The sequence below is a fragment of the Porphyrobacter sp. AAP60 genome (genome assembly GCF_001296025.1).
Classification (GTDB): Bacteria; Pseudomonadota; Alphaproteobacteria; order Sphingomonadales; family Sphingomonadaceae; genus Erythrobacter.
The window spans coordinates 38797-60747 of the sequence record NZ_LJHV01000008.1 but is presented as its reverse complement, the minus strand read 5'-3'; the positions used below and the strand labels follow the sequence as shown (position 1 = coordinate 60747).

Genomic DNA, 21951 nt, shown 5'->3' with positions numbered 1-21951 from the left:
CCCCTCAGGCGAAGGAGAATTCGAAATGGCAATTGCGAACCGGAAGTTCCGCACGAGCATGTTGCTCTCCACCGCCATGGTCGCAGCTTTCGCTGTGCCGGGGGTGGCCCATGCCCAGTTGGTAAACTCGGGCGATCTGGTCAGCGCAGTCGACAGCGGCGGCAATGGCGGGCAGCTGACGGTTGTCGATACCAGCGCGACGCAGACCGATATGACGGTGCTGAGCCGCGTTGTGGTGGCCAACTGGAACCGCTTCAACGTCACCACCGGCACAACGGTCAATGTCCTCAACGGAACCGTCGATCCGACCGCGACGCTGGTCAACCGCGTGATCGGTGCCAACTTCTCGGACATCAGCGGCACGATCAACGCGCAAAACGTGAACCTGTGGCTGATCAACCAGAACGGGATCGTGTTCGGCGATGGCGCTGCGGTGAACAGCGCGTCGTTCTTTGCCTCGACCATCGACGTTGCGAACCAAGATGTCTTCGATTTCTACGAAGGCACCATGGGGTTTGGCGGCCCTTCCAACAGGCTGAACTTCTCCGGATCGCTCGGCAATGGGATCACCACCGCTTCGCCCAACGTGACCTTTGTGACCGACGGGTCGCTGATGTTCGTTTCCGAACAGCTCAATCTTGACGCGAATTTCGATGCCGGGTCGGGCCGCGTCAGCTTTGTCACGGCAGCTGATGTCGATGTCACCTTCACGCCCGGCAGCCCGCTGACCTATGTGGTCAACGCCGGGACAACGGTGGCGCAGGGCCAGACCATCGCGGGCGCGATCGAAGGCGCCGGGGTCGATTTCGCGATGTTCACCGCCGCCGGTGTGGTCAATGCGGTGCTGCAGGTGGATGCGACCGTCACCGCCAATGCGGCAGCCGTCACCGATAATGGTGTGCGCCTGTTTGCCGAACAGGCCGGCGCGGGCACTGTCACGGTTGAACTGAGCGAGGCTATGACCGGCACGGGCGCGGTCGATCTGCGGACGGATGGCAACTTCAGCACCGCTGCGGGGATTACCGGCAGCAGCATCGATTTTGTGGCTGGCGGTTCAGCCAACTTCGCTGATCTAATTGCGACGGCGGGTGCTATCGATCTTGATGTCTTTGGCGGCAATCTGGTTGCTGGTGATGTTCAGGCCACGGGCAGAATCTTTTTCACCGCGCCCGGCACTGCCGAAGCATCGTTTGCCAGCCTCGTTTCGACTGGTGGCATGGTCGCCGTCTCCGGCGCCATTCCAGGGACGGTTTCGGTTGCCGGATTGACCCAAGGCACCGTGGTTGACCTGTTCGGCATTAATGCACTTAACCTCGGCGATGTGACGGCCACCTCCGGCGGCGTTTCGCTCTCTTCGATCAACGGGTCGATCACGGCAGACGACATAAGTTCCGCTGGCAACGCAAGCCTTGTTGCGGGTAACCAGATTGCGGCGGGCGATGTCTTGGCCAGCACCGGCACAATCACGCTCAACGCCGTGAACGGCATAACCACGACTTCGGTTCGTGCCACGACCGGTGCCATCAACATTGACGGCGGCAGTGCGCTCGATCTGGGCACGCTCGAAGCCGGCGGGAACATCGCGCTCGACACGTTCGACGGCATTACCACGGCTGCGGTTACCGCAGGCGGCGCGCTGACTGTCGGCGGAGCAGTGGTGCCGAGCGCGGTGACCTTCACCGGCAACGCCAGCGCGCAGTCGATCACGATTGACACTCCGGGTCTGGTCTCGACAGCCGATCTGACGGCGACGGCAGGCAGCATCGCGGTGAATGCCAACGCGCTGTCAGGCGGCTTGCTCAGCGCTACCGATGATGTCGTTTTCAGAGGTGCTGGCTCGTTTGTGGCGGCGGGTGTCACGGCAGACAGCGATGGCGACGATGCAGGTGATGCACTGATCGGTCAGGGCCCCATGGGATCCAGCCCGCTCGAAATTACGATCTCCGGAACAACATCGGGCGCTGCGGCCTTCCTGCGCGCCAACGTGGTGAATGTCGGCAACGTGACCGCCACTGCTGGCGATGCGACCCTTTCTGCCGTCTCGATTGATGCTGGCGCAGTCAGTGCCACAGGCGGTGACGTCAATATTGACGCAATCTCCAATGTCACCGTCGGCTCTGTCCTGTCGACGGCTGCCGGCATGGTCGGTGGCAATGCATCATTGCGGAGCAACGCGGGCGGCAACGTTGGTGTTGGTTCGATTGCAGCAGATGGTACCGTTGCGCTCGATACCACCGGCGGTTTGACAACCGGTGCGATTACAGCCGGCGGCGCGCTGACAGTTGGCGGGACGTCTGTACCCAATGCCGTGACTTTCGGCGGCAATGCCAGCGCGGCGAGCATCACTGTCGATACCAGCGGTGCCTTCTTAGCGCAGGGTGTGACTGCGACCGCAGGCGGGGTGGACGTTGATGCGGCCTCGATTACCGCAGGCGCGGTCTCGGCGACCGGCGGCGATGTGATCTTGCTGGCGAGTGGCGGCATCACCACAACCTCGATCGGTGCCAGCGGCGCGATCGATGTGGACAGCACCGGCGGCGGAACGCTTGATCTGGGTGCGGTGACTGGCAGCGGGGCGGCGAACCTTGATACGACCGGCACGCTGACGCTTGGCACGGTCAATGTCGGCGGGGCGCTGGTGATCGGGGCGCTCAACGATCCGGCCACGCTGAATCTCAACGGCAATATCACGGCGGGCAGCTTTGCTTACACCACGCTGAATCCATTCGTGTCGCAGAACATCACCACGACCAATGGTGATCTGAACATCGACGCGGCCTCGATTGCGACCGGCGCGCTGGCTGCGCAAAATGGCGGCGGCGTGATCCTGACCGCAACCGGCAACATCACGACGGCCTCGATTGCATCGAACGAGCCGGGGATCGTCAACGGGTTCATCGACGTCGAGAGCACCGGCGGCGGGACGGTGAATCTGGGCGCGCTGTCGAGCGACGGGAATATTGATCTGGATACGAGCGGCCTGGTGACCGCGACCACGATCAGCTCGCTGGGCGATCTGACCATTGGCGGCACCGCCACGCCGACCACGGTGACCTTCACCGGCAATGTCAGCGCGAATGCGATCGACATCGACGCGACCGGTTTGGTGACGGCGCAAAACATCGCTTCGACCGGTGGCGATCTTAACATCCTTGCGGATGCGATCAGCGCAGGCGCGGTGACCTCGACCGAGGGCGATGTGATCCTGTCGGCGACGAACAATATCACCACCGCTTCGATCACCTCGAATCAGGCGTTTGGATCGGGCGGTGCGATCGATGTCGACAGCACCGGCGGCGGGACGCTTGATCTGGGTGCGCTGACCGGCAGCGGTGCGGCCAACCTTGATACGACCGGCACGCTGACGCTGGGCACGGTCAATGTCGGCGGGGCGCTGGTGATCGGGGCGCTCAACGATCCGGCCACGCTGAATCTCAACGGCAATATCACGGCGGGCAGCTTTGCGTATACAACTGCGAACCCGTTCGTGTCACAGGATATCACCACGACCAATGGTGATCTGAACATCGACGCCGCCTCGATTGCGACCGGCGCGCTGTCGGCAACCGGCGGCGATGTCAATCTGGTGGCGGTCGGCAATATCACCACAGCCTCGATTGCGGCGACCGCTGCAGCAATGGTTGGCGGCGCGATCGATGTCGACAGCACCGGCGGCGGTGCGCTTGATCTGGGCGCGCTGACAGCGACCCAGGGCATTACGCTCGACACCGCAGGCAATCTCACCACCGGGGCGATCCTGGCTGGAGGAGGCCTGCAGGTTGGTGACGGAACGACTGGCCCCAACGGAATCACGATCACCGGCAATGTGACCGCGCAGAGCATCGCGCTGACCAGCCTGACCGGGATTGCCGCGCAAGATATCGAAGCCACAGGCGGATCAGTTTCGCTCCTGACGGGCAATAACGATGATCTGATTGCGGGCAACGTGCTGGCAACCGGTGACATCAGTTTCGCAGGCTCTTCCTTGGGACAGGCGCAATTTGCGAGCTTGGTTTCGACCGGCGGCAACGTGGGGAACACCGGCTCGCTTCCAGGCACAATCGTGGTGACGGGGCAAACGCGCGGATTGAGTGTCAACCTCAATTCCGGCTTTGACATCACCGTTGCCGATGTGACCAGCACAGCCGGGAGCGTCAGCGTGCGGTCATTCCTGGGCAATACCGTGACCGGGAATGTCTCGGCAACGGGCGGAAACGCTACTATCGGCGCGTCCATACTTGACAATAATTCCGGCGCATCTGTCACGACCGGTACGATCACAACTGTCGGCGGCAATGTTCTGCTTGCGGCCCCCGGTGGCGTTACCACTGGCGCGATCAGTGCCACTGCAGACGGCGGCCTGCCGCAATTCATCGACGCACGCAGCACTGCAGGCGGTAATCTCGATCTCGCAAGCCTTACCGCTGACGGGGACATCACGCTCAACACCACAGGCCAGATTTTGGCGGGCACTGTTGCCGCTGGCGGAAACCTGGTGGTCGGCTCGATCGCAGAACCATCGGCCGTAACCTTCACGGGGAGCGTTTCGGCATCGGCGATTACCATCGATGCGCTTGGCGCATTCATGGCTGGCGACATGACCGCCACCAACGCAATCGACGTCGATGTCGGCGGCCCGATCACCACCGGCAACCTCGAAGCCGATCTGATCACGCTGCTGGCAGTCGGCGGGATCACCACCGGCAACATTCTGGCTAACCAATCCCTCGCACTGGGTACCACTGGTGCGAACCTGCAGGTTGGTGATGTGACCCTGGGCAACATTGGTGCCAGCCTGTCGCTGTCAGCCGACGGCGCGGGTGCCAACGTGATCGCGGGCGATTTGCGCACCAATAATGGCAATATCCTTGTCACTGCGGCCAATGCGATCACCGCCGGCGTTGTAGCCACTTCGCTGATGGGCAGTTCGACCGCAGGCACCATCGGGCTTCATGCTGGCCAGAATATCACCACCGACATGCTGACTGCGGGTGAGGATCTGCTGGTCGAAGCCGCGGGCAACTTCGTCGCAGGTGCGATCACCGTGGGCGATGATGCAATCATCGGTGCGGGCGGCAGCGTCACCACCGGCAACATTCTTGCAACCGGCCTTGGTAGCGATGCCAACCTGGTTTCGTTCAACGGAGCAGCGGGTGCTTCCACCTTCGGCTTTGCGGCTGAAACGCTGACCGGCAGCAATGTCGCTATCACAGCAGACGGCGCGCTTTCCAGCGGAACTGTCACTGCGCAGGACAACATCACGCTTGATGCCGCCAGTATTGCCACTCAGGCGCTGGCAGCGGTCAACGGCAGTGTCGACCTGACAGCCCTTGGCGCCATCACCACGGCTTCGGTTGCCGCGGGCGATGCGATTGCGGCCGAAAGCACCGGTGGCGGCGTGCTGAACCTCGGCACGCTCGATGCAGGCGCGGGTGTTACGCTCGACACCACCGGCAGCCTGACGACAGCCGCGATCACCGCGGACGGCAGCCTGCTGGTCGGCAGCACGCGCGCCCCATCGGCGGTCAGCTTCACTGGCGACGTCAGCGCGCTGGATATCGGTATTGTTGCGGCAGGCGCGCTGACAGCGCTTGATCTGGTTTCCACCGGCGGGCTGATCGATGTTGATGCAGCTTCGATCAATGCGATTGCGATCGAGGCGAATGGCGGCGGTGTTTCTCTGCTCGCCACCGGCGGCATCACCACGGCAACGATCACTGCCGATGACGGGATTACGGCTGAAAGCACCGGCGGCGGCGCGCTTGATCTGGGCACGCTGGATGCCGGGCTGGGCGTTGCGCTCGATACCACTGGCAGCATTACCACCGCCGGGATCATGGCGGGCGGGGCACTGGCAGTTGGCCAGCTGCGCACGCCGGGCGCTGTGACCTTCACCGGAAATGTCGCCGCGGGCAGCATCACGGTTGATGCCGACCTTGCGTTCGATGCGCTCGATCTGACGACGACCGGTGGCGCGATCAATGTCGACGCTCTCTCGATCAACGCTGACACGCTGACTTCGGTTGGCGGCGGTGTGGTGCTGCTTGCGCAGGACGGGGTGACCACCTCGGCGATCACTTCGTCCGGCCTGATCGATGTCGACAGCACCAATGGCGGCGCGCTCGACCTCGGCACGCTCGATGCGGGCGCAGGCATCGCGCTTGACACCGCGGGCAGCATCACCGCTGCTGAAATCACCGCTGGCGGCGCGCTGCAAGTGGGCCAGACGCTTGCGCCCGATGGTGTCACCTTCCTCGATGACGTTTCCGCGCAAAGCATCACAATCGATACGACCGGCGCGCTCGAAGCGCTCAACCTTGCTTCGACCAATGGTGCCATCGATATCGGCGCGGCCTCAATCGCGGTTGACGCAATTTCAGCCACCGGCGGAAATGCGACCCTGCTGGCGACCACCTTCGTCACAACCGACTCGATCACTGCGACCGGTGCGATCGATGTCGACAGCACCAATGGCGGCGCGCTCAATCTCGGCACGCTGTCGGCAGGTGGCGGTATTGCGCTCGATACACTCGGCACGGTCACCACCGGGGCGATCACCGCTGGCGGCGCTCTGGTGGTTGGCGCGGCGCGCGAACCGGGTGCGGTGACCTTCACCGGCAACGTATCGGGCAGCAGCATCACGGTTGATGCAGGCGGGGCGTTCAGCGGCCAGAACCTGACCTCGACAGCGGGCGCGATCGACATTGACGCAGGCACGATCACCGCGCTGACGCTCTCGGCGACTGGCGGCGGTGCAACCTTGCAGGCTGTCAATGGTGTGCAGACCTCCTCGATCACCTCTTCCGGCGCGATCGATGTCGACAGTACGGCGGGCGGCGCGCTTAACCTTGGCCCGCTCGGTTCGGGTGCCGGCATCACGCTCGATACCACCGGCAACATCGCCGTCGCCGCGATCACTGCGGGCGGCGCGCTGGTTGTCGGCGGTACGGCTGAACCGGGCACCGTATCCTTCACCGGCGACACGACGGCGGGCAGCATCACGGTTGATGTGAGCGGCGTCTTCACCGGTCAGAACCTGGCGACGACCGGTGGAATCATCGATATCGATGCCCGCACGATCACGGCAAATACCGTGGCAGCGACCGGCGGCGATGTCCAGCTGGCGTCGGTTGGTGATATCACCACCGGCGCGATCACCGCGACCCGCGCGGGCGGCGTTGGGGGCGCCATCGATATCGACAGCACCGGTACCGGAGAAGCTGCTGGCACGCTCAACATTGCAGCACTGCTGGCCGATCTCGGCATCTCGCTCGACACGCAGGGCGCGATCATGACCGGATCGCTCACTGCGCGTGGCGGCGCGATTGCGGCCAATGGCCGGACGATCGATTCCGGCGCGATTGCCGCAACCGGCGGCGATGTGCTGCTGCAGGCGAGCGGCGCAATCACCACCGGGACAGTGTCGGCAAGCCGCGCGGGCGGTGTTGGCGGTGCGATCGATATCGACAGCACGGCAGGCGGAACGGTGAGGCCCGGGGCGATGACAGCCACACAGGGCATCGCCATCGACACCGCTGGCAGTGTCATTACAGATGCCATCACCGCAGGCGGCGATCTTACGATCGGCACAGCGGTGCGGACTTCGACTGTCACCTTCAATGGCGCCGCGCAGGCTGCCAACATGAGCGTGGACGCCAGCGGCCTTGTGACCACGCAGGCGCTGCGGGCCAGCACCGGCACGATCGATATCGAGGCGGGCGATCTCGCTCTCACCGCCGGGCCGGTCGAAGCGCGCAATGTGATCCTGACTTCGTTCGATAACGGCTCAGTCGGGCTTGGTTCGGAAACGGGTGATTTCAGCCTGACCGATACCGAACTCGGCCTGATCCAGGCGGATAGCCTGCTGATCAATGCCGGGACGAGCCGGGTCGGCATCGCGGAGGTCACCTTCGGGGCGAATGCCGGCCGCGACACCGTCGCCATTGCCACGACGGGCGAGATCAACATCACCGGCAACATTACCGGCACGGCAGGGACCCGCACGTTCCGGTTCGGCGGCACGGCAGCCGGCACCGGACGGGCATCGCGGATCACTTCCGACATCAACCGCGCGAATGTGAACCTTGGCACCAATGCGCTCGAACTGCGCGGCGATGCCATCGTGTTCGGCCAGACCGAGTTTGATGAGGCCACGCGCGACTTGTCGATCGCCGAACTGGTGCGCGATTTCATCTCGAACCCGAACTCGATCCTGTATGATCCGCGCGCGGCGATCACCAATCCGGTCTATCTGACGGCGGGCAACCTCTCCGTCACCTATGGCGGATCGGCACTGTTCCAGAACACTTCGACGCGCACGGCCGGAAACATCTTCAGCGGGGTGGTGCTGGCAGGCGGCAATAGTGGACTGCCAACGCTGGCGCTCACCCCGGATGCCCCGGGCGGCGGTGGCAGCGGGCCGGCGACCAATGCCTTTGCGCTGTTCGGCAGCATCAACGGGTTCGACGGATCGGCCGCAGCCCTGCTGGGTCAATCGGTGATCGGAGTGGATGGTGATGTGTTGCTTGATGCATCGCGCATCAACGGCTGCGTCATCGGCAGCGGTGCGGACTGCGTTACCACCATCGTCGGCAATGTCGTGATGACGGTACCGCGCGAGGTGATCTCGCTGCTGGTCGCGGAAGACCGGCTGCTGGTGCCGTTCGATCCGCTGGTGGGCACCAACAACGAAAGCCTGTTCTCCGATGCGGCAAGCGCTTCGGCGGACGAAGAGGAATGCGAAAACCGGGATGCCAACGGCGTCTGCGTCAGCAACTAGGGAGCTTTGCAACATGTCAGGACTACGGCTGACCCGGAATATCATCGGCGGCGCAGCGCTGACCCTCGTGCTGTCGGCCTGTGCTACAGTGCCGGCCTCCGGGCCTGTGGGGGTGTTGGCGCTGGGCAACAATGCCAGCGGGGAACGCTGCACGGCTTTGCCCAACTGGACTGATCCGGCGCATCCCGGCTTCATCAAGAACCCGGACATCTACTCGGTCAATTGCACCGGCGCGGTCACCGATGCTCTGGCGCGCGTCCGGGTGTTCCCTTCGGTCGCGGCCCGTACCGCTGCCAGCGGCGATCTGCAGTGCGGCGCGTCCAGCGATGTCGCATTGGCCGGTTTTGACCGGGCCAGCGCACGGCGCTGTTTCGATCCGGCCTTGGGCTTTGCGACGATTGTGGTCGATGCCGACAAGGGTGCCAGCGCGGTGCAGATATCCGCTGCCAGCAATGCCGTGGGTGCAGGCTATCAGGCTGCCCTGCTCCTGACCGGACAGCAGGGCGATGGCGATGTGACATCGGCCCGCACGCCGGTTGATCTTGCCAGCCTCGCCGCGCTGCCGACCGATCTGGCAGTGGGGCCGCAATCGGACGGCCCGCGCGAAACCGCCGACACGCTGCTGGCCCGTGCGACCGAGCTGAACTTTCGCGGGTTGAGCGCCGATGCATCACGGTTCCTGCGCAACGAACTCAACCGCCTCCCCGCAGGCACACCGCCCCGGGTGCGGGCGCAGTTGCTGCTCGAGGCGGGCCTGGCGGATTCCAACATCCGCTTCTTCCGTAGCGCCGACAGCAATCTGGCTGAGGCCGAGTCCGTCATTCGCGGGCTTGGCGGTGCCGATCAACGCGTCCTTCGGCCCAAGCTGGATACCTATCGCGGGCTTCACGCGCTCAACCAGCGCGATTTTGCCGCAGCACGCAGGACTCTCGCCCCGCTTGCCAACCGGGCGAGCACCCGGGTGCAGGGGTTGAACGATCCGGCCACGCTGGTGCAGCTCAATGCGGTCGGCAACGACACCGGCGATATCCGTTCGGCAATTGCCGTGCCCAATCTCGAACTCGCGCGCGAAACCGTGATCGGCGTGCAAGGCAACTGGGCGCTGAGCGTGGCGGAATTGTCGTCCGGTAATCGCGGGGCGGCGCTGCGGGCGATCGATCTGGCGCAGAACGAGCTGGAACGTCTCAGCCGTTCGCTTGAAGGGCAGCGCATCAATCAGGACGGGCTGTTCTGGCTGAACGCGCGGCTGGTGCGCCAGCGTGGCCGCATCCAGGCCGAAAGCGGCGATTACGCCGGTGCCGTTGCATCTTTCGACAAGGCGATTTCCACCCTGACGGCGACTGGCCGGGGCGGCACCTTTGCGCCTGATGATCCGGTCGTCGCCGAACTGCGGCTGGAACGCGCATCGATGGTCGATCGCGCAGGGCGCCCGGCCGGCGAGGTCGAGGCAGCCTATGGCGAGGCGCTCGACGCCATGCTTTTCGCGCGTGAGGCCAGCGGAGGATTTTCGACCGCCCTGTTGCATCCCTATCTTGATCGCCTTGCCGTGCGCATTGCCAGCGGCGACAAGGCAGCGGCCAAACGCTATTTCGATGCCTTGCAGGTCGCTGGCGAAAGCAGCGCCGCACGCCAGCTCAGCCAGTTGCAGGAAGTGGTCGGCGAAGACCCGGCGATTGCCGTCAAGCAGCGCGAACGGCTCGACCTGCGCCGCCAGCTCAGCGAAATCGCGGCCAACATTGTCGATGCCCGCAATCTGGGCCAGCCAGTGGACAAGCTGGAAGCCGATCGCGCCCGTACGCAGGCCGCCTTCAGCGAAATCGAAGCCGAACTGGCCGCCAACTCCCGCCTTGCGCAGGTGTCTGACCGGCCGGCTGATCTGGCTGCGGTGCAAGCCAAGCTGAAGCCGGGTGAAGGCTATGTCCGCCTGACGGTGATGAATGACCGCGTGTTCGGCATTCTGGTCGATCGTGACGATGCCTATCCGATCCGTCCAAGCCTGTCCTCCGGTGATATCATCGGGCTGGCCAATGCCGTGCGACGTTCGTCCGAAGTCGGCGATGACCGGGTGCTGCCCGATTTCTCGGTCGGCGCGTCAACAGCGCTGTATAAGGCGCTGTTCGCCGGGGTTGACGGCAACCTGCGGGCGCGCACGGAACTGGTGTTCGATGGCGGCGCGGTGCTGGCCGGTCTGCCCGCCGGTCTGCTTGTGACCGATCGTCCCGCGCCCGCTTCCAAGGGCAAGGCCCGTCACGATTACAGCGGGGTCGCCTTTCTGGCGAAGCAGGTGCCGAATTCGGTGGCGATGTCGCCGCGCAGCTTTATCGCTTCGCGTGAATTTGCGCCTTCGCGGGCCACGCAGGGCTTGATCGGCTTCGCTGCGCCGGAAGGCATCGGCCAGCAGCCGATCGGCACGGGGGGCAAGTTCCGCATTGGCCCGTGCCTGATCGATTCCACCGCGGTTACTGCCTATAGCAACCGGTTCTCGCCTATTGCCGCAGACGAAATCTTCATCGCGGCCGAAGCGCTGGGGCTGAATGGCCAGCCGACACTGGTCAGCGGTGCGAGCTTCTCCGATACCGAAATGGTGCGGCGGGGCGCAGCGGCAAACGGTTTTGCCGATTACAAGGTTCTGCACTTCGCCACCCACGGGCTGACCGAAGGCCAGTTTGATTGCAAAGGCGCGCCCGCTGCCCTGCTGACATCGTTCGGCGGTAGTGATGCCTCCGATCTGCTCCTTAGCTATGACGAGATCGCCAGCCTCAAGCTTGATGCCAATCTGGTGGTTCTTTCAGCTTGCGACACTGCTTCGCGAACGGGGGAAGGGACACAGATCCGCGCGGGCGAGGCCCAGCCGGGCAGCACGCTGGATGGGCTGGTGCGTGCCTTCTTTGCAGCGGGCAGCCGGTCGGTCATGGCGACCTATTGGGAAGCGGCCAATAATGATGCAACCACGCTGCTGATGGCGGAATTCTATGCTGCCGGACGCGATAAGACGATTTCGGAATCGCTCAGCGTCGCGCAAAACACGCTGATCGATATCCCGGAAACCTCGCACCCGTTCTTCTGGGCGAGCTTCTTTGTGGTGGGCGATACCGACAATACCATTCTTGGCGGCGCCAAGATGACGGTGGCGGCGCGATAAGCCCATGCCCCCCGCCGCCCGTATCACCGACATGCACACCTGCCCGATGGTCAATCCCGGGCCGGTCCCGCATGTCGGCGGTCCGGTGATCAAGGGGCAGCCCAACGTGCTCACCTGCATGATGCCGCAGGCGCGCGTATCGGATCAATGTGTCTGCGTTGGCCCGCCCGATATCATTGTGAAGGGGTCTGCAACCGTGCTGGTGGGCAGCCTGCCGGCCGCGAGGATGGGCGATAATACCGCGCATGGGGGCGTGATCGTGACCGGTGCGCCGACAGTGCTGATCGGCGATTCCGCCAATAGTGGCGGCGGCGGGGCTGGCGGCGGCATGGGTATGGCCGTGCCAGTGCCGCTGACCGCGCCCAACCTGCAGGCCAAGACGATGATCGGCGCGCACAAGGCAGGCAAACCGTTCTGCCGCATCTGCAAGAAATAGCGGATGAGTGCCTGTGGCTGATTGGTTCGCGATCGTCGACGGGGCGGCCGATCCGCGCCTTTATCCGGTGATCCAGACCGCTGGTCAGCACGTTTGCCTTTATGAAGCCGATTACCCCCAAGAAACGCTTTCGGCGCTGCCGCATCTCGTCCGCATGGTGCCGGGCGAACAATTGCCCGAATTGTGGCGGCGGCACGAATCCGGGCGGTTCTGGGGCATGGCGTGCCAATCATCCTTGAACCTGCGCGCCCTGCGGCGGCACTTGCGCAAATTCACCACTGCGCGCCTGCCGCTGGGCGATGTCGTGCTGTTCCGGTTCTGGGACCCACGCGTCTTTGCGACCTTTGCCGAAAGCGCCACGCCTGAGGAAATCGGCCCGTTCTTCAACGGGGTCGAAGTCGTGATTATCGATCTTGGCCCCGATGGCCGCCGCCGGTACTGGTGGGAGGGCGAGAGCCTGAAAATGTCGCAGGCCGCGCCCAGCTCTAACCCTGGGGTTTCGGCTTAGCAGCAGGTTTTGCGGCAGGCTTCTTCGGGCTGTTCGCCGCCGCGATTTCGGCGCTGGTTGCCTTGCGCTGCGCCAGATACATACGCAATTCAGCCCCCGTCAGCGCTTCTGTCACGGTGTTTTCAAAGCTCAACGGATCGACATAATTGCCATCGGTGCGAATTTCGAAATGCAGGTGCGGGCCGGTTGAACCGCCCGTTGTGCCGACATAGCCGATCACCTGTCCCTGCATCACCGAAGCGCCCACTCCCTGCCCTTCGGCGAAGGCATTGAGGTGCATGTAGCGGGTTTCCAGCCCGTCGCCGTGATCGATCTTGATCAGATTGCCTGCGCCCCCCGCCATCGCCTGAAAGATCACTGTGCCTTTGCCCGCCGCAAAGATCGGGGTGCCGGTGGGTGCGGCAAAATCGACCCCGTTATGCGCCTTCTGGATGTTGTAGATCGGATGTTTGCGAACGCCGAAGCGTGATGTGATGCGGGCGCCATCCACCGGAGTGCGCATCAGCGACCGGGCGTTGCCTTGCCCGCCCTCGTCGAACCAGCGCGGCTCGGCCTCGTCGGGCGGAGTGAAGGCATAGAAGCTACGCTTGATCCCGTCGGTTTCGTATTCGACCGCGATCAGCCGCGGCGGTTCGACCTCGCGTCCGGCGCGGGTGACGTTTTCTTCCCAGGTCGCGCTGAACCGGTCGCCCGGCTTGATCTGACCCCAGTCGATATCAAAGGCGAAAGCCTTGGTGAAATCGCTGACGAGGCTGTTGGGGATCCCCGCCTCCACTGCCGAAAGGTAGAAGATGTTGTGCTTGATCGTCCCGCCTACCTGCCGCACCCGCACCTGCGCGGTTTCGACTACGCTTTCACGCTTGAACCCTCCGTCGCCCGCCCGAATCAGGCGGATCGCCGCGCCATTTTCCAGTTCGGCGGTGAGCGAGTGGATCGCGGGCTTCGCGCCTTTGCTGTCGAGTTCTACCGTGACAGTCATCGGCTCCATCGTGCCGAGCGCGGCAATCACTTCTTCGGCAGCGAAATAGGCATCGCCGGTATCGATTCCCATTTCTTCCAGACTGAGGCCGAGTTCGTTCATGTCGGCAGCCGGAAATATCCGTGTATCATAACGCGGCGCTGCCATCGGAGCGGCAGCTGCAACCGGCGCAGGCGCGCTCTGGTGCGCTTCGGCGCCTGGCTTTCCGAAGAAAGCGCCCCACGGCACCAGCAGGGCAAGCCCCGCCATGGCGGCAAGCCCGATCACACTGCCGCCCACCCACAGTGCTGTCGGACGCTTGGCGGGGGGAGCTTCGGAAACAACGGGTTCGGGCGCGATTTGTGATACGGAATCGGCAGGCGGAGCCGGGCTTACCCAGGTGCGCGGATTGAAACTGGTGGATTCTGTTTCCATCGCCGCCGCTTCCACAATCCGGGCGATCACCTGTTCCACATCCGGCCAGGGGATCGAAAACGATAACGGGTATGAACGCCGTGCTTTATCTGTCCCGCATCCTATGCTTAACTGCTGCGGAATTGGGGGGCAAGGGATGAGCGATCGAAATCGTGTTGCGTGGCGGGAGGGCATGTTCCTGCGTCCGCAACACTTTCAGGCGCAGGATCGCTTTGTCGAAAGCTATGTCGCCGCGCGGCACGATTGGGCCTTGCCATTTTCGTGGGGCGTGGCCGAGCTGGAGATCGATCATGCGCTGGCAGAATTGGGCCAGTTCGCGATCCGCAAGGCGCGCGGCATCATGCCCGATGGCACGCCGTTTGCGATCCCCGCCGATATGCCCGCGCCGCAGCCGCTGGCCATCAGCCCGCAAACCCGCGATGCGGTGATCTATCTCACCCTGCCGCCGCGTGTGTCTGGGGCGGTGGAATTCATGGACAAGGAAAGCGGCTCGCTCGATGCGCGCTTCCTGGTGGCGCAGCAGACCATCGGCGACAATTTTTCGACCGAGCGCACCAGCGAAGACATCGAACTTGGCACCGCCAACCTGCGTTACGGCGTCACGCCCGACGAGACCGAGGGCCGGCTGCTGCTGGGCCTTGCCCGCATCCGCGAAGTGGCCGGCAAGAAACTGGTGTTCGATGACCGCTACATCGCGCCGACGCTCGATCTCAAGGCCTGCCGGTTGCGCGCCGGATTGTCCGATCTGATCGGCCGGGCCGACCAGATGGTTTCCGAACTGGCCCTGCGCGCCGCTGAAACGACCGACGGCGGGCAGGATACCTACAAGGCGTTTCTGCTGCTTCAGGCATTGAACCGCTGGGTCGCGATCCTCGGACATCTGGCGCACATGCCCGCAATCCACCCCGAAAGGGTGTTCGAAAATCTGCGCGCCATGGCTGGCGAGGTGTCCACGCTGACCCGCAAGGAACGCCGCCCGCCCGAACTGCCGCTGTATGATCACGAAAATCTGCAAGGCTGCTTTGATCCGCTGATCGACCTGCTGCAATTGCTGCTGTCAGGCGTGATCGAACGTTCGGTCGAGCCGCTGCCGCTGGTGGCGCGCGGGCCGGGGCAGTTCATGCACGTGATCAAGAACCGCACGCTGCTGCGCCAGAGCTATATCTATCTCGCCGTGTCGGACAAGACGAAGGCAATGGAGGATATCCGCAAGCGCTTTCCCGCGGTGTGCAAGATCGGCCCCAACACCAAGATGCCGACACTGGTGGCATCCGCGCTGCCGGGCATTACGCTGCGCCACACCACCACCCCGCCAAGCCAGCTGCATGTGCTGCCCGGCTTTGTCTATTTCGAACTCGATCGCGGATCTCCGGATTGGCCGGAGGTTTACGACGCAGCGGCGCTGGGCCTGTTCGTATCCGACGACTGGCCCGAACTCAAACTCGAGCTGTGGGCGGTTAAGCAGAAACAATGACCAGCGACGATCGCAACAAGACCGTGTTCAGGCCTTCGCCGCTGAAGCGCGGCGGGGGCGATGGCAATGCTGCAACTCCGGGCACGCCGCCGCCGGCAGCAGGCGGTTTTTCCGGAATGGACGACTGGGATCAGACCGCTCCGGCTTCGGCTCCGCCACCGTCATCGGGCGGCGGCGGGTTCAGTCCGCTGGGCAGCGATCCTTTCGCTGCGACCGCACCTGCCGGGGGGGCGGCAGCGCCCGGCGGGGCAGTGCTGGCCGAGCAGCAGTTCAGCGATTCGGTGCCGCAGCCGCCGCAACCGCGCCGTGATCGCAACATCATCATGGCGCACGCAGCCCCGGTGCTGGCAATGGCCGCCGCGCTGCAATCGGGCCGCTGGCAGGTGTCGATGGGCGAGTTCCACCGCCGTGCCAAGGATGCGATCAGCGCCTTTGATGCCGCGATCCAGCCAGCCTATCCCGACGGGGTCAAGCAGCGCGCCAAATATGCGCTATGCGCCACGATCGACGATATCGCCCAGAACCTGCCCGGCGTGGGCGGCGGCGGCGCCCAGTGGGCGCAGCGCAACATGGTGGTTACCTTCTTCCGCGAGAATATCGCGGGCGACCGTTTCTGGGATTTCGTCAACGAGATCCTGCGCGATCCGGCGCGCAACCGCGATCTGATCGAGCTTTTTCACGCCTGCCTTGCCGCAGGGTTCGAAGGCCGCACCCGCGCCATGCCCGATGGTCACAGCAAGAAAGGCCAGGTGATGGCGAGCCTGATCGGCGCGCTCGAACATGTGCGCAGCCTGTCCCAGAGCGAGGTTGTCAGCCATTGGCGCGGCGAGACGGCGCCGCGCAAACCCCACAATTTCTGGAGCATCATCGGGCTGGCCGCGGCTGCTGCTGCGGGCCTGTGCTTCCTGATCTATCTGGTGTTCTTCGTAACCCTGATGCTGACCGGACAGGACGCCTATGATCGCGTCGCGGGCCTGTTTCCCGCAGAGCCGGTGGCGCTGGCCCGCGAGGCGCAGGTACTCGAACTCCCACCGACCGGCACGGAGCAGCGTCTGCGCACCTTCCTTGCCGAAGAAATCGCGCAAGGGCTGGTGGTGGTGCAGGGCAACCGGGTGCGCACCACGGTGGGCACTTTGTTCGAACCCGCCGCCGCCGATCTGGTCACTGGCCGTGCAGGAATTTTCGAGAAGATCGGCAAAGCGATCCAGCTGGAAAAAGGCCCGGTTTCTGTCGAAGGCCATGCCGATTCCGACAGGATCAGCCCGACCATCCAGTTTGCCGATAACCTCGCCCTGTCCAAAGCGCGGGCGGACATGGTGGCGCAGATTGTACGTGCGCAGTTGACCGATCCGGGCCGGGTCAGCGTAGTCGGTCTGGGGGATACCGTGCCGATTGCCACGAACGCCACGGCAGAGGGCAAGGCGCAGAACCGCCGGGTCGAATTCGTGGTCGAAACGGGCCAGTGATCAGCACACGCGGGGGCGAAGACCGATGAAGAAGTTCCTGACAAGCTGGTGGACGATTTCGATCGGTACCATCGTGCTGCTTGCGCTGCTGCTGTGTGTGGGCCTGCCGCTGTTTGTGGAATTCCTCCAACCGCTGTGGGTACGGCTGACCATCTCCGGGCTGCTGTTGGCGGTTTGGCTCACGTGGTTCCTGCTGCGCCGCCGGGCGGCAAAAAAGGCCGAGGCCGCACTGGCCGCCGAGCTTGCCGGGCCTGATGCCAGCGCCGAAGAAGCGGGCGCGGTGCAGGGCCGGATGGCCGAAGCGCTGAAGCAGTTGCGCGAAGCTGGCGGAGGCAAGCGCGGATATCTCAACGCCCAGCCGTGGTATGTGATCATCGGCCCTCCGGGCGCGGGGAAGACCACCGCGCTGCTCAATTCCGGTCTGCGTTTCCCGCTCGCCGATCAGACGCTGGCGGGCAGCGGGGGCACCCGCAATCTGGATTTCCTGTTCGCTGAAGAAGCCGTGCTGGTCGATACGGCAGGGCGATACACCACACAGGATTCGGACAGCGCGGTCGATAATGCCGGGTGGAAGCGCCTGCTCGAACTGCTGCGCAAGCACCGCCCGTTCGAACCCGTCAACGGCATTCTGGTGGCGATTCCGGCTGACGATTTGCAGGTTGGCGATGTGCGGGTGATCGATAATCACGCCGCGATCATCCGCCGCCGCCTGCGCGAAATCCGCGAGGTCTTGCAGGTCGAACTGCCGGTCTATCTGCTGATCACCAAGGCTGATCTGCTGGCCGGGATGGGCGAATATTTCGGCGATCTGGATGTCGATGGCCGCCGCGCGGTGATCGGCCACACCTTCGACTGGAAAGGCCCGCGGCTGTCGGCCGAGGATGTGACTTCCGCGTTCGACGACGTCACCAATGATGTCGCCGCGCGCCAGCCCAAGCGGCTGGAGGAAGAAAAAGACATGCGCCGCCGCGGGCTGATCCTGGGCTTTCCCGGCCAGCTCCATGCCTTGCGCCCGGCCTTGTTCCGCCTGATCGAAGGCGCGTTTCTGAACGAGGATCGCCCGAGCGGCAAACTGCGCGGGTTCTATCTGACGTCCGGCACGCAAGATGGCAGCGCGATTGATCGCATCCTGCAAGGCGTCAGTAAGACCTACGGCGATACCGGCGCGGCTGCGGGCGGTGCGTCCCGCGATGGCAAGGCGTTTTTCCTCAACCGCCTGTTGCAGGATGTGGTGTTCAAGGAAGCCGGCCTGCCCGTTTCCGATGCTGCACTGGTACGCAAGCGCAAGTCGCAGATCATGGCAGCCAGCATCGGGCTTGCCGCCGCGGTGGTGCTGGCGGTGGTCGCGTGGACGGTCAGCTTCATTGGCAACCGTTCTTTCCAGAGCGATACGCTGGCAGCGTCCTCGGCGCTCGGTCAGGAGATTGACGCGAGCCGGATCGATCTGGTGCGGATCGGCAATAGCGATGCCTCGCTCGAACAGGTGCTGCCGCTGCTGGATGCCCTGCGCGATCTGCCCGAAGGCTATCAGGCGCAGGCGGCAGGCGGGCCTTCGCTGACGCGGCGTTTCGGCCTGTTCCAGAGCGGTCTGGCCCAGCGCAATGCCGAAGCCTATCATGTCGGGCTAAGGCGCATTCTTCTGCCGCGCATCATGCTGCGGCTGGAAGACAAGATGCGCGCGGAACTGTCCGATCCGCTGGCGCTGTACGAACCGCTCAAGGTCTATCTGATGCTGGGCGGCGGAGCGCCCGAAGGCGTGATCGACCCCGAAACCGTCCGCCGTCATGTGGCAAGGGACTGGGCGACCGATCTGTATCCGGGGTCTGAAATGGCGCAGGTACGCGAACGGTTGATCCTGCACCTCGATGCCCTGTCGAAAGACCAGAACCTGTCTGCGGCATGGGCGGGCGGGCGTGCGCCCTTGGATGCGCAACTGGTGGCGTCATCGCGCCAGGCGGTGTCGAGCATGTCGCTATCCCAGCGCGCCTTTGCAATCATGCGCGAAAAGGCTTCCGACCCGTCGAAAGACTGGGTGATGGCCGAAGTGCTGCAAGCGGGCGATGCCGCCGCATTTGCCAATCCCGACAAGGTGCTGGCAATCCGTGTGCCATACCTTTTCAAGCGCGAAGGCTTTGAAAAGGCCTATACCGTCGCGCGCGAAACCGTTCAGGCAGATCTGAAGCGCGAACAATGGGTGCTCGGCAAGAACACCGTCAGCGTGCAGAGCGAAATGGGCGGGCTGCGTCAGGGCATCTCGACCATCTATGCGCAGGAATACATCGCCTATTGGAAGGGTGTGGTCGATTCGCTCCAGGCGGCAGATTACTTCAACGATCCGCAGGCTTTCCGCGCGCTGACCAAGGATCCTTCGCCGCTTCGCACAGTGCTGCTGGAAGTGCGGGCCAATACCGATTTCTCGCAGGCCAGTGCCATGGGCCGGGCTGCCGATCTGGCGGGCAAGCGCGCCAAGCAGAACCGGTTCGTGAACACCGCGAGCAAGATCATCGGGCCGGGCGGCGGCGGGGCAATGTCGGCCGATGCCGAAATCAGCATGGCCTTTGCCGATCTCAATTCATGGACGGGCACGCCCGAAGCGCCCGGCGGCGTGGCAGATTTCATCACCGCCGTGCGCCAGACATTCTCGCAGGTGCGCGCATCGGGCGCACCGGGATCAGTCACCGGCAGTGCAGACCGCCTGGCGCAGATCAAGGGGGAGCTCGATACGGTCGCCACGCAGGCGCCGGAAATGATCCAGAAGTTTGCCGGCGATGTCGTCAGCGGCGGTGGGTCGGCGCAGGTGAGCGTGCTGCAAGGAGAAACCACGCTGGCCTATAGCCAGCAGGTGCTGCCCGCTTGCGAGACGGCGGTAACGGGCAAGTTCCCGTTCGAGAAAGCCTCCGCCAGCGATGCCGAGGTTTCCGACGTGCGTGCCGCCTTTGGCCCCGGCGGACTGGTACCGGTGTTCGTTCAAAGCCGGCTTGATGGCTATCTCGATCGCAGCGGCGATTACTGGCGCTGGGCTACCGGCGATCCGGTGGTGGCGAGCTTCAACCCGGTCACGCCGAGCAACATGCAGAAGGCTTCGGCGCTGACGCTGACCATCGGCGAAGGCCTGCCCATGCGGATCGAACTGACCCAGCTGGGGCGTGAGGCGGGGCGGGTCGAACTGACCACCGGCGGCATTCCCATGCAGTTCGATCTTGATGAAAACCCGGGCGAGGAACTGACCTGGCAAGTCGGCGGCGGAATGGTGCAGGCGTCCGAACTGAAGATCATCGGCAATGGCGGGATCGACGGGCTGGATGCATCCGATCAGGTGATCTGGCGGCGGCCCGAAAGCGGCCCGTGGTCGCTGTTCCGCCTGTTGGAGCGCGCCCGCATCCGCAACCTGTCCGAAGGCGAGGTGGAGGCGGTGTTCAACCCCGGCCCGGCGCGCGCGGTCTTCCGCATTTCCTTCCCGGAAGATCGCAACCCTTTCACCCTTGGCGGTCTGTGGTCGGTCAAATGCCCGCAGATGCTTTGACCCGCACAATGATCGACGCTGCGGGGCTGGATCACCCGGCGATTTTCGGCAAGCTGCCGGGGCACGGCGATTTCATCAGCCGTGGCCTGTCCGGTGACCTGCGCAGCGTGATTGATCACTGGCTGAGCGACTGGCTCGCCGCGGCACGGGCAGACCGGGCGGAAACTTTCGAATCCGATTACGAAGTCGCCGCGCCGTGGTTATTCGAAGGCGCCAACGTCACCGCCGTGCTGTTGCCAAGCATGGATGCTGTCGGCCGCCGCTTCCCGCTGCTGGTGCTGACTGCGCCCGACCGCATGACCCAATCCGTTTATGATGCGATGGTCGAAGCACTGCTTGAAGGCACCTCGGCCGATGATCTGCGAGGTGCTCTTGCCGCCCTTGCGGCCAGCGCGCCTCAAAGCGGGCGCAAGCCGCGCTGGTTCCTGCCCGATGGCGCCGAACAACTTTTGCCCATGCCCGACAGCGTGGGTTCGTGGCCTTCAGTGGAAGGATGCTTCGTGTGACGATGATCCCCTTCAGGGCGGCTGGCCGCAGCGAAACCGGACTCGTGCGGTCGCAAAACGAAGATTCGATGCTCCTCGATGATGAAACCGGCCTGTGGGTGGTGTTTGACGGAATGGGCGGTCACCAGAACGGGGCAACCGCCTCGCGCATGGCGGCCCATGCCTTTGCCGAGGTGCGCTTGCCTGAAGATTTCGACAGCGCGATCGAAGGCTTTGCCAGCACGATCCATCAGGTGAACGCCGAGATCGCTGAGGCTGCCGAGGCCAATGGCGGCGGAACGATGGGCACCACGGCGGTGGGGCTGATCATGCGCGGGCGTGAATTCGCGGCCGGCTGGGTGGGCGATAGCCGTGCTTACATCATGCGGCGCGGCGGGTTGTTCCAGCTGACCGTCGATCACACCCACGTGCAGGATCTGATCGACGAGGGGATCCTCACCCCCGCCGATGCAATCGGCCATCCGATGTCGCACGTGCTGACCCGCGCTCTGGGAGTTGCCCCGCAGGTGCAGGTCGACATCATCAAGGACGAAGTTGAACCGGGCGACCGTTTCCTGTTGTGCAGCGACGGGTTGAGCGGCCCTGTGACCGACGCGGAAATTCGCGATCTTTTGCACGCAGAACATCCGCAGGCGGCGGTCGACGCGCTGATCGAACGCGCCTATGCCAGAGGCGCGCCTGACAATGTTACGGCGGTTGTGATCGAAATCGGTGCTTTCTAGAC

At 64.0% G+C, this 21951-nt stretch carries 10 protein-coding genes; 9 read left to right on the top strand and 1 reads right to left on the bottom strand.

The annotated features are described in order from the left end of the window. Positions 1-25 precede the first annotated feature (25 nt). From IP79_RS06245 to IP79_RS06230, 4 genes are read left to right on the top strand one after another with little or no spacing between them, the layout of a single operon-like run. Positions 26-8779, top strand: a complete 8754-nt coding sequence (locus tag IP79_RS06245; protein ID WP_054118426.1) for a filamentous hemagglutinin N-terminal domain-containing protein — start codon at positions 26-28, stop codon at positions 8777-8779. A gap of 13 nt (positions 8780-8792) precedes the next feature. After that, on the top strand, positions 8793-11921 hold the full coding sequence (locus tag IP79_RS06240) for a CHAT domain-containing protein (RefSeq protein WP_054118425.1): 3129 nt from the start codon (positions 8793-8795) through the stop codon (positions 11919-11921). Between the two features lie 4 nt (positions 11922-11925). Beyond that, complete coding sequence (locus IP79_RS06235) at positions 11926-12357, top strand: PAAR domain-containing protein (protein ID WP_054118424.1); 432 nt, start codon at positions 11926-11928, stop codon at positions 12355-12357. Between the two features lie 13 nt (positions 12358-12370). Then, on the top strand, positions 12371-12865 hold the full coding sequence (locus tag IP79_RS06230) for a DUF4123 domain-containing protein (protein ID WP_054118423.1): 495 nt from the start codon (positions 12371-12373) through the stop codon (positions 12863-12865). Here the strand turns inward: IP79_RS06230 and IP79_RS06225 are convergent. Further along, on the bottom strand, positions 12843-14297 hold the full coding sequence (locus IP79_RS06225) for a peptidoglycan DD-metalloendopeptidase family protein (protein ID WP_054118422.1): 1455 nt from the start codon (positions 14295-14297) through the stop codon (positions 12843-12845). The two genes, IP79_RS06230 and IP79_RS06225, sit on opposite strands and share 23 nt — an antisense overlap. A 97-nt stretch (positions 14298-14394) precedes the next feature. Between IP79_RS06225 and tssK the strand changes: the two genes are divergently transcribed. The 5 genes from tssK to IP79_RS06200 are packed head-to-tail and all read left to right on the top strand — an operon-like array spanning position 14395 to position 21949. Then, positions 14395-15732: a type VI secretion system baseplate subunit TssK gene (gene tssK / locus IP79_RS06220; RefSeq protein WP_054118421.1), complete on the top strand. Its 1338-nt coding sequence runs from the start codon at positions 14395-14397 to the stop codon at positions 15730-15732. Continuing rightward, complete coding sequence (icmH, locus tag IP79_RS06215; RefSeq protein ID WP_054118420.1) at positions 15729-17198, top strand: type IVB secretion system protein IcmH/DotU; 1470 nt, start codon at positions 15729-15731, stop codon at positions 17196-17198. Before tssK ends, icmH begins: the two co-directional genes overlap by 4 nt. A gap of 25 nt (positions 17199-17223) precedes the next feature. Beyond that, positions 17224-20721: a type VI secretion system membrane subunit TssM gene (gene tssM / locus IP79_RS06210; protein ID WP_054118419.1), complete on the top strand. Its 3498-nt coding sequence runs from the start codon at positions 17224-17226 to the stop codon at positions 20719-20721. Positions 20722-20729: 8 nt separating this feature from the next. After that, a complete protein-coding gene (tagF, locus tag IP79_RS06205; RefSeq protein WP_197273759.1) occupies positions 20730-21227 on the top strand; it encodes a type VI secretion system-associated protein TagF in 498 nt (165 codons plus the stop codon). 2 nt (positions 21228-21229) lie between these two features. Then, positions 21230-21949 (top strand): PP2C family protein-serine/threonine phosphatase, encoded by a 720-nt coding sequence (locus tag IP79_RS06200; RefSeq protein ID WP_054118417.1) that lies wholly within the window; start codon positions 21230-21232, stop codon positions 21947-21949. Positions 21950-21951 lie beyond the last annotated feature (2 nt).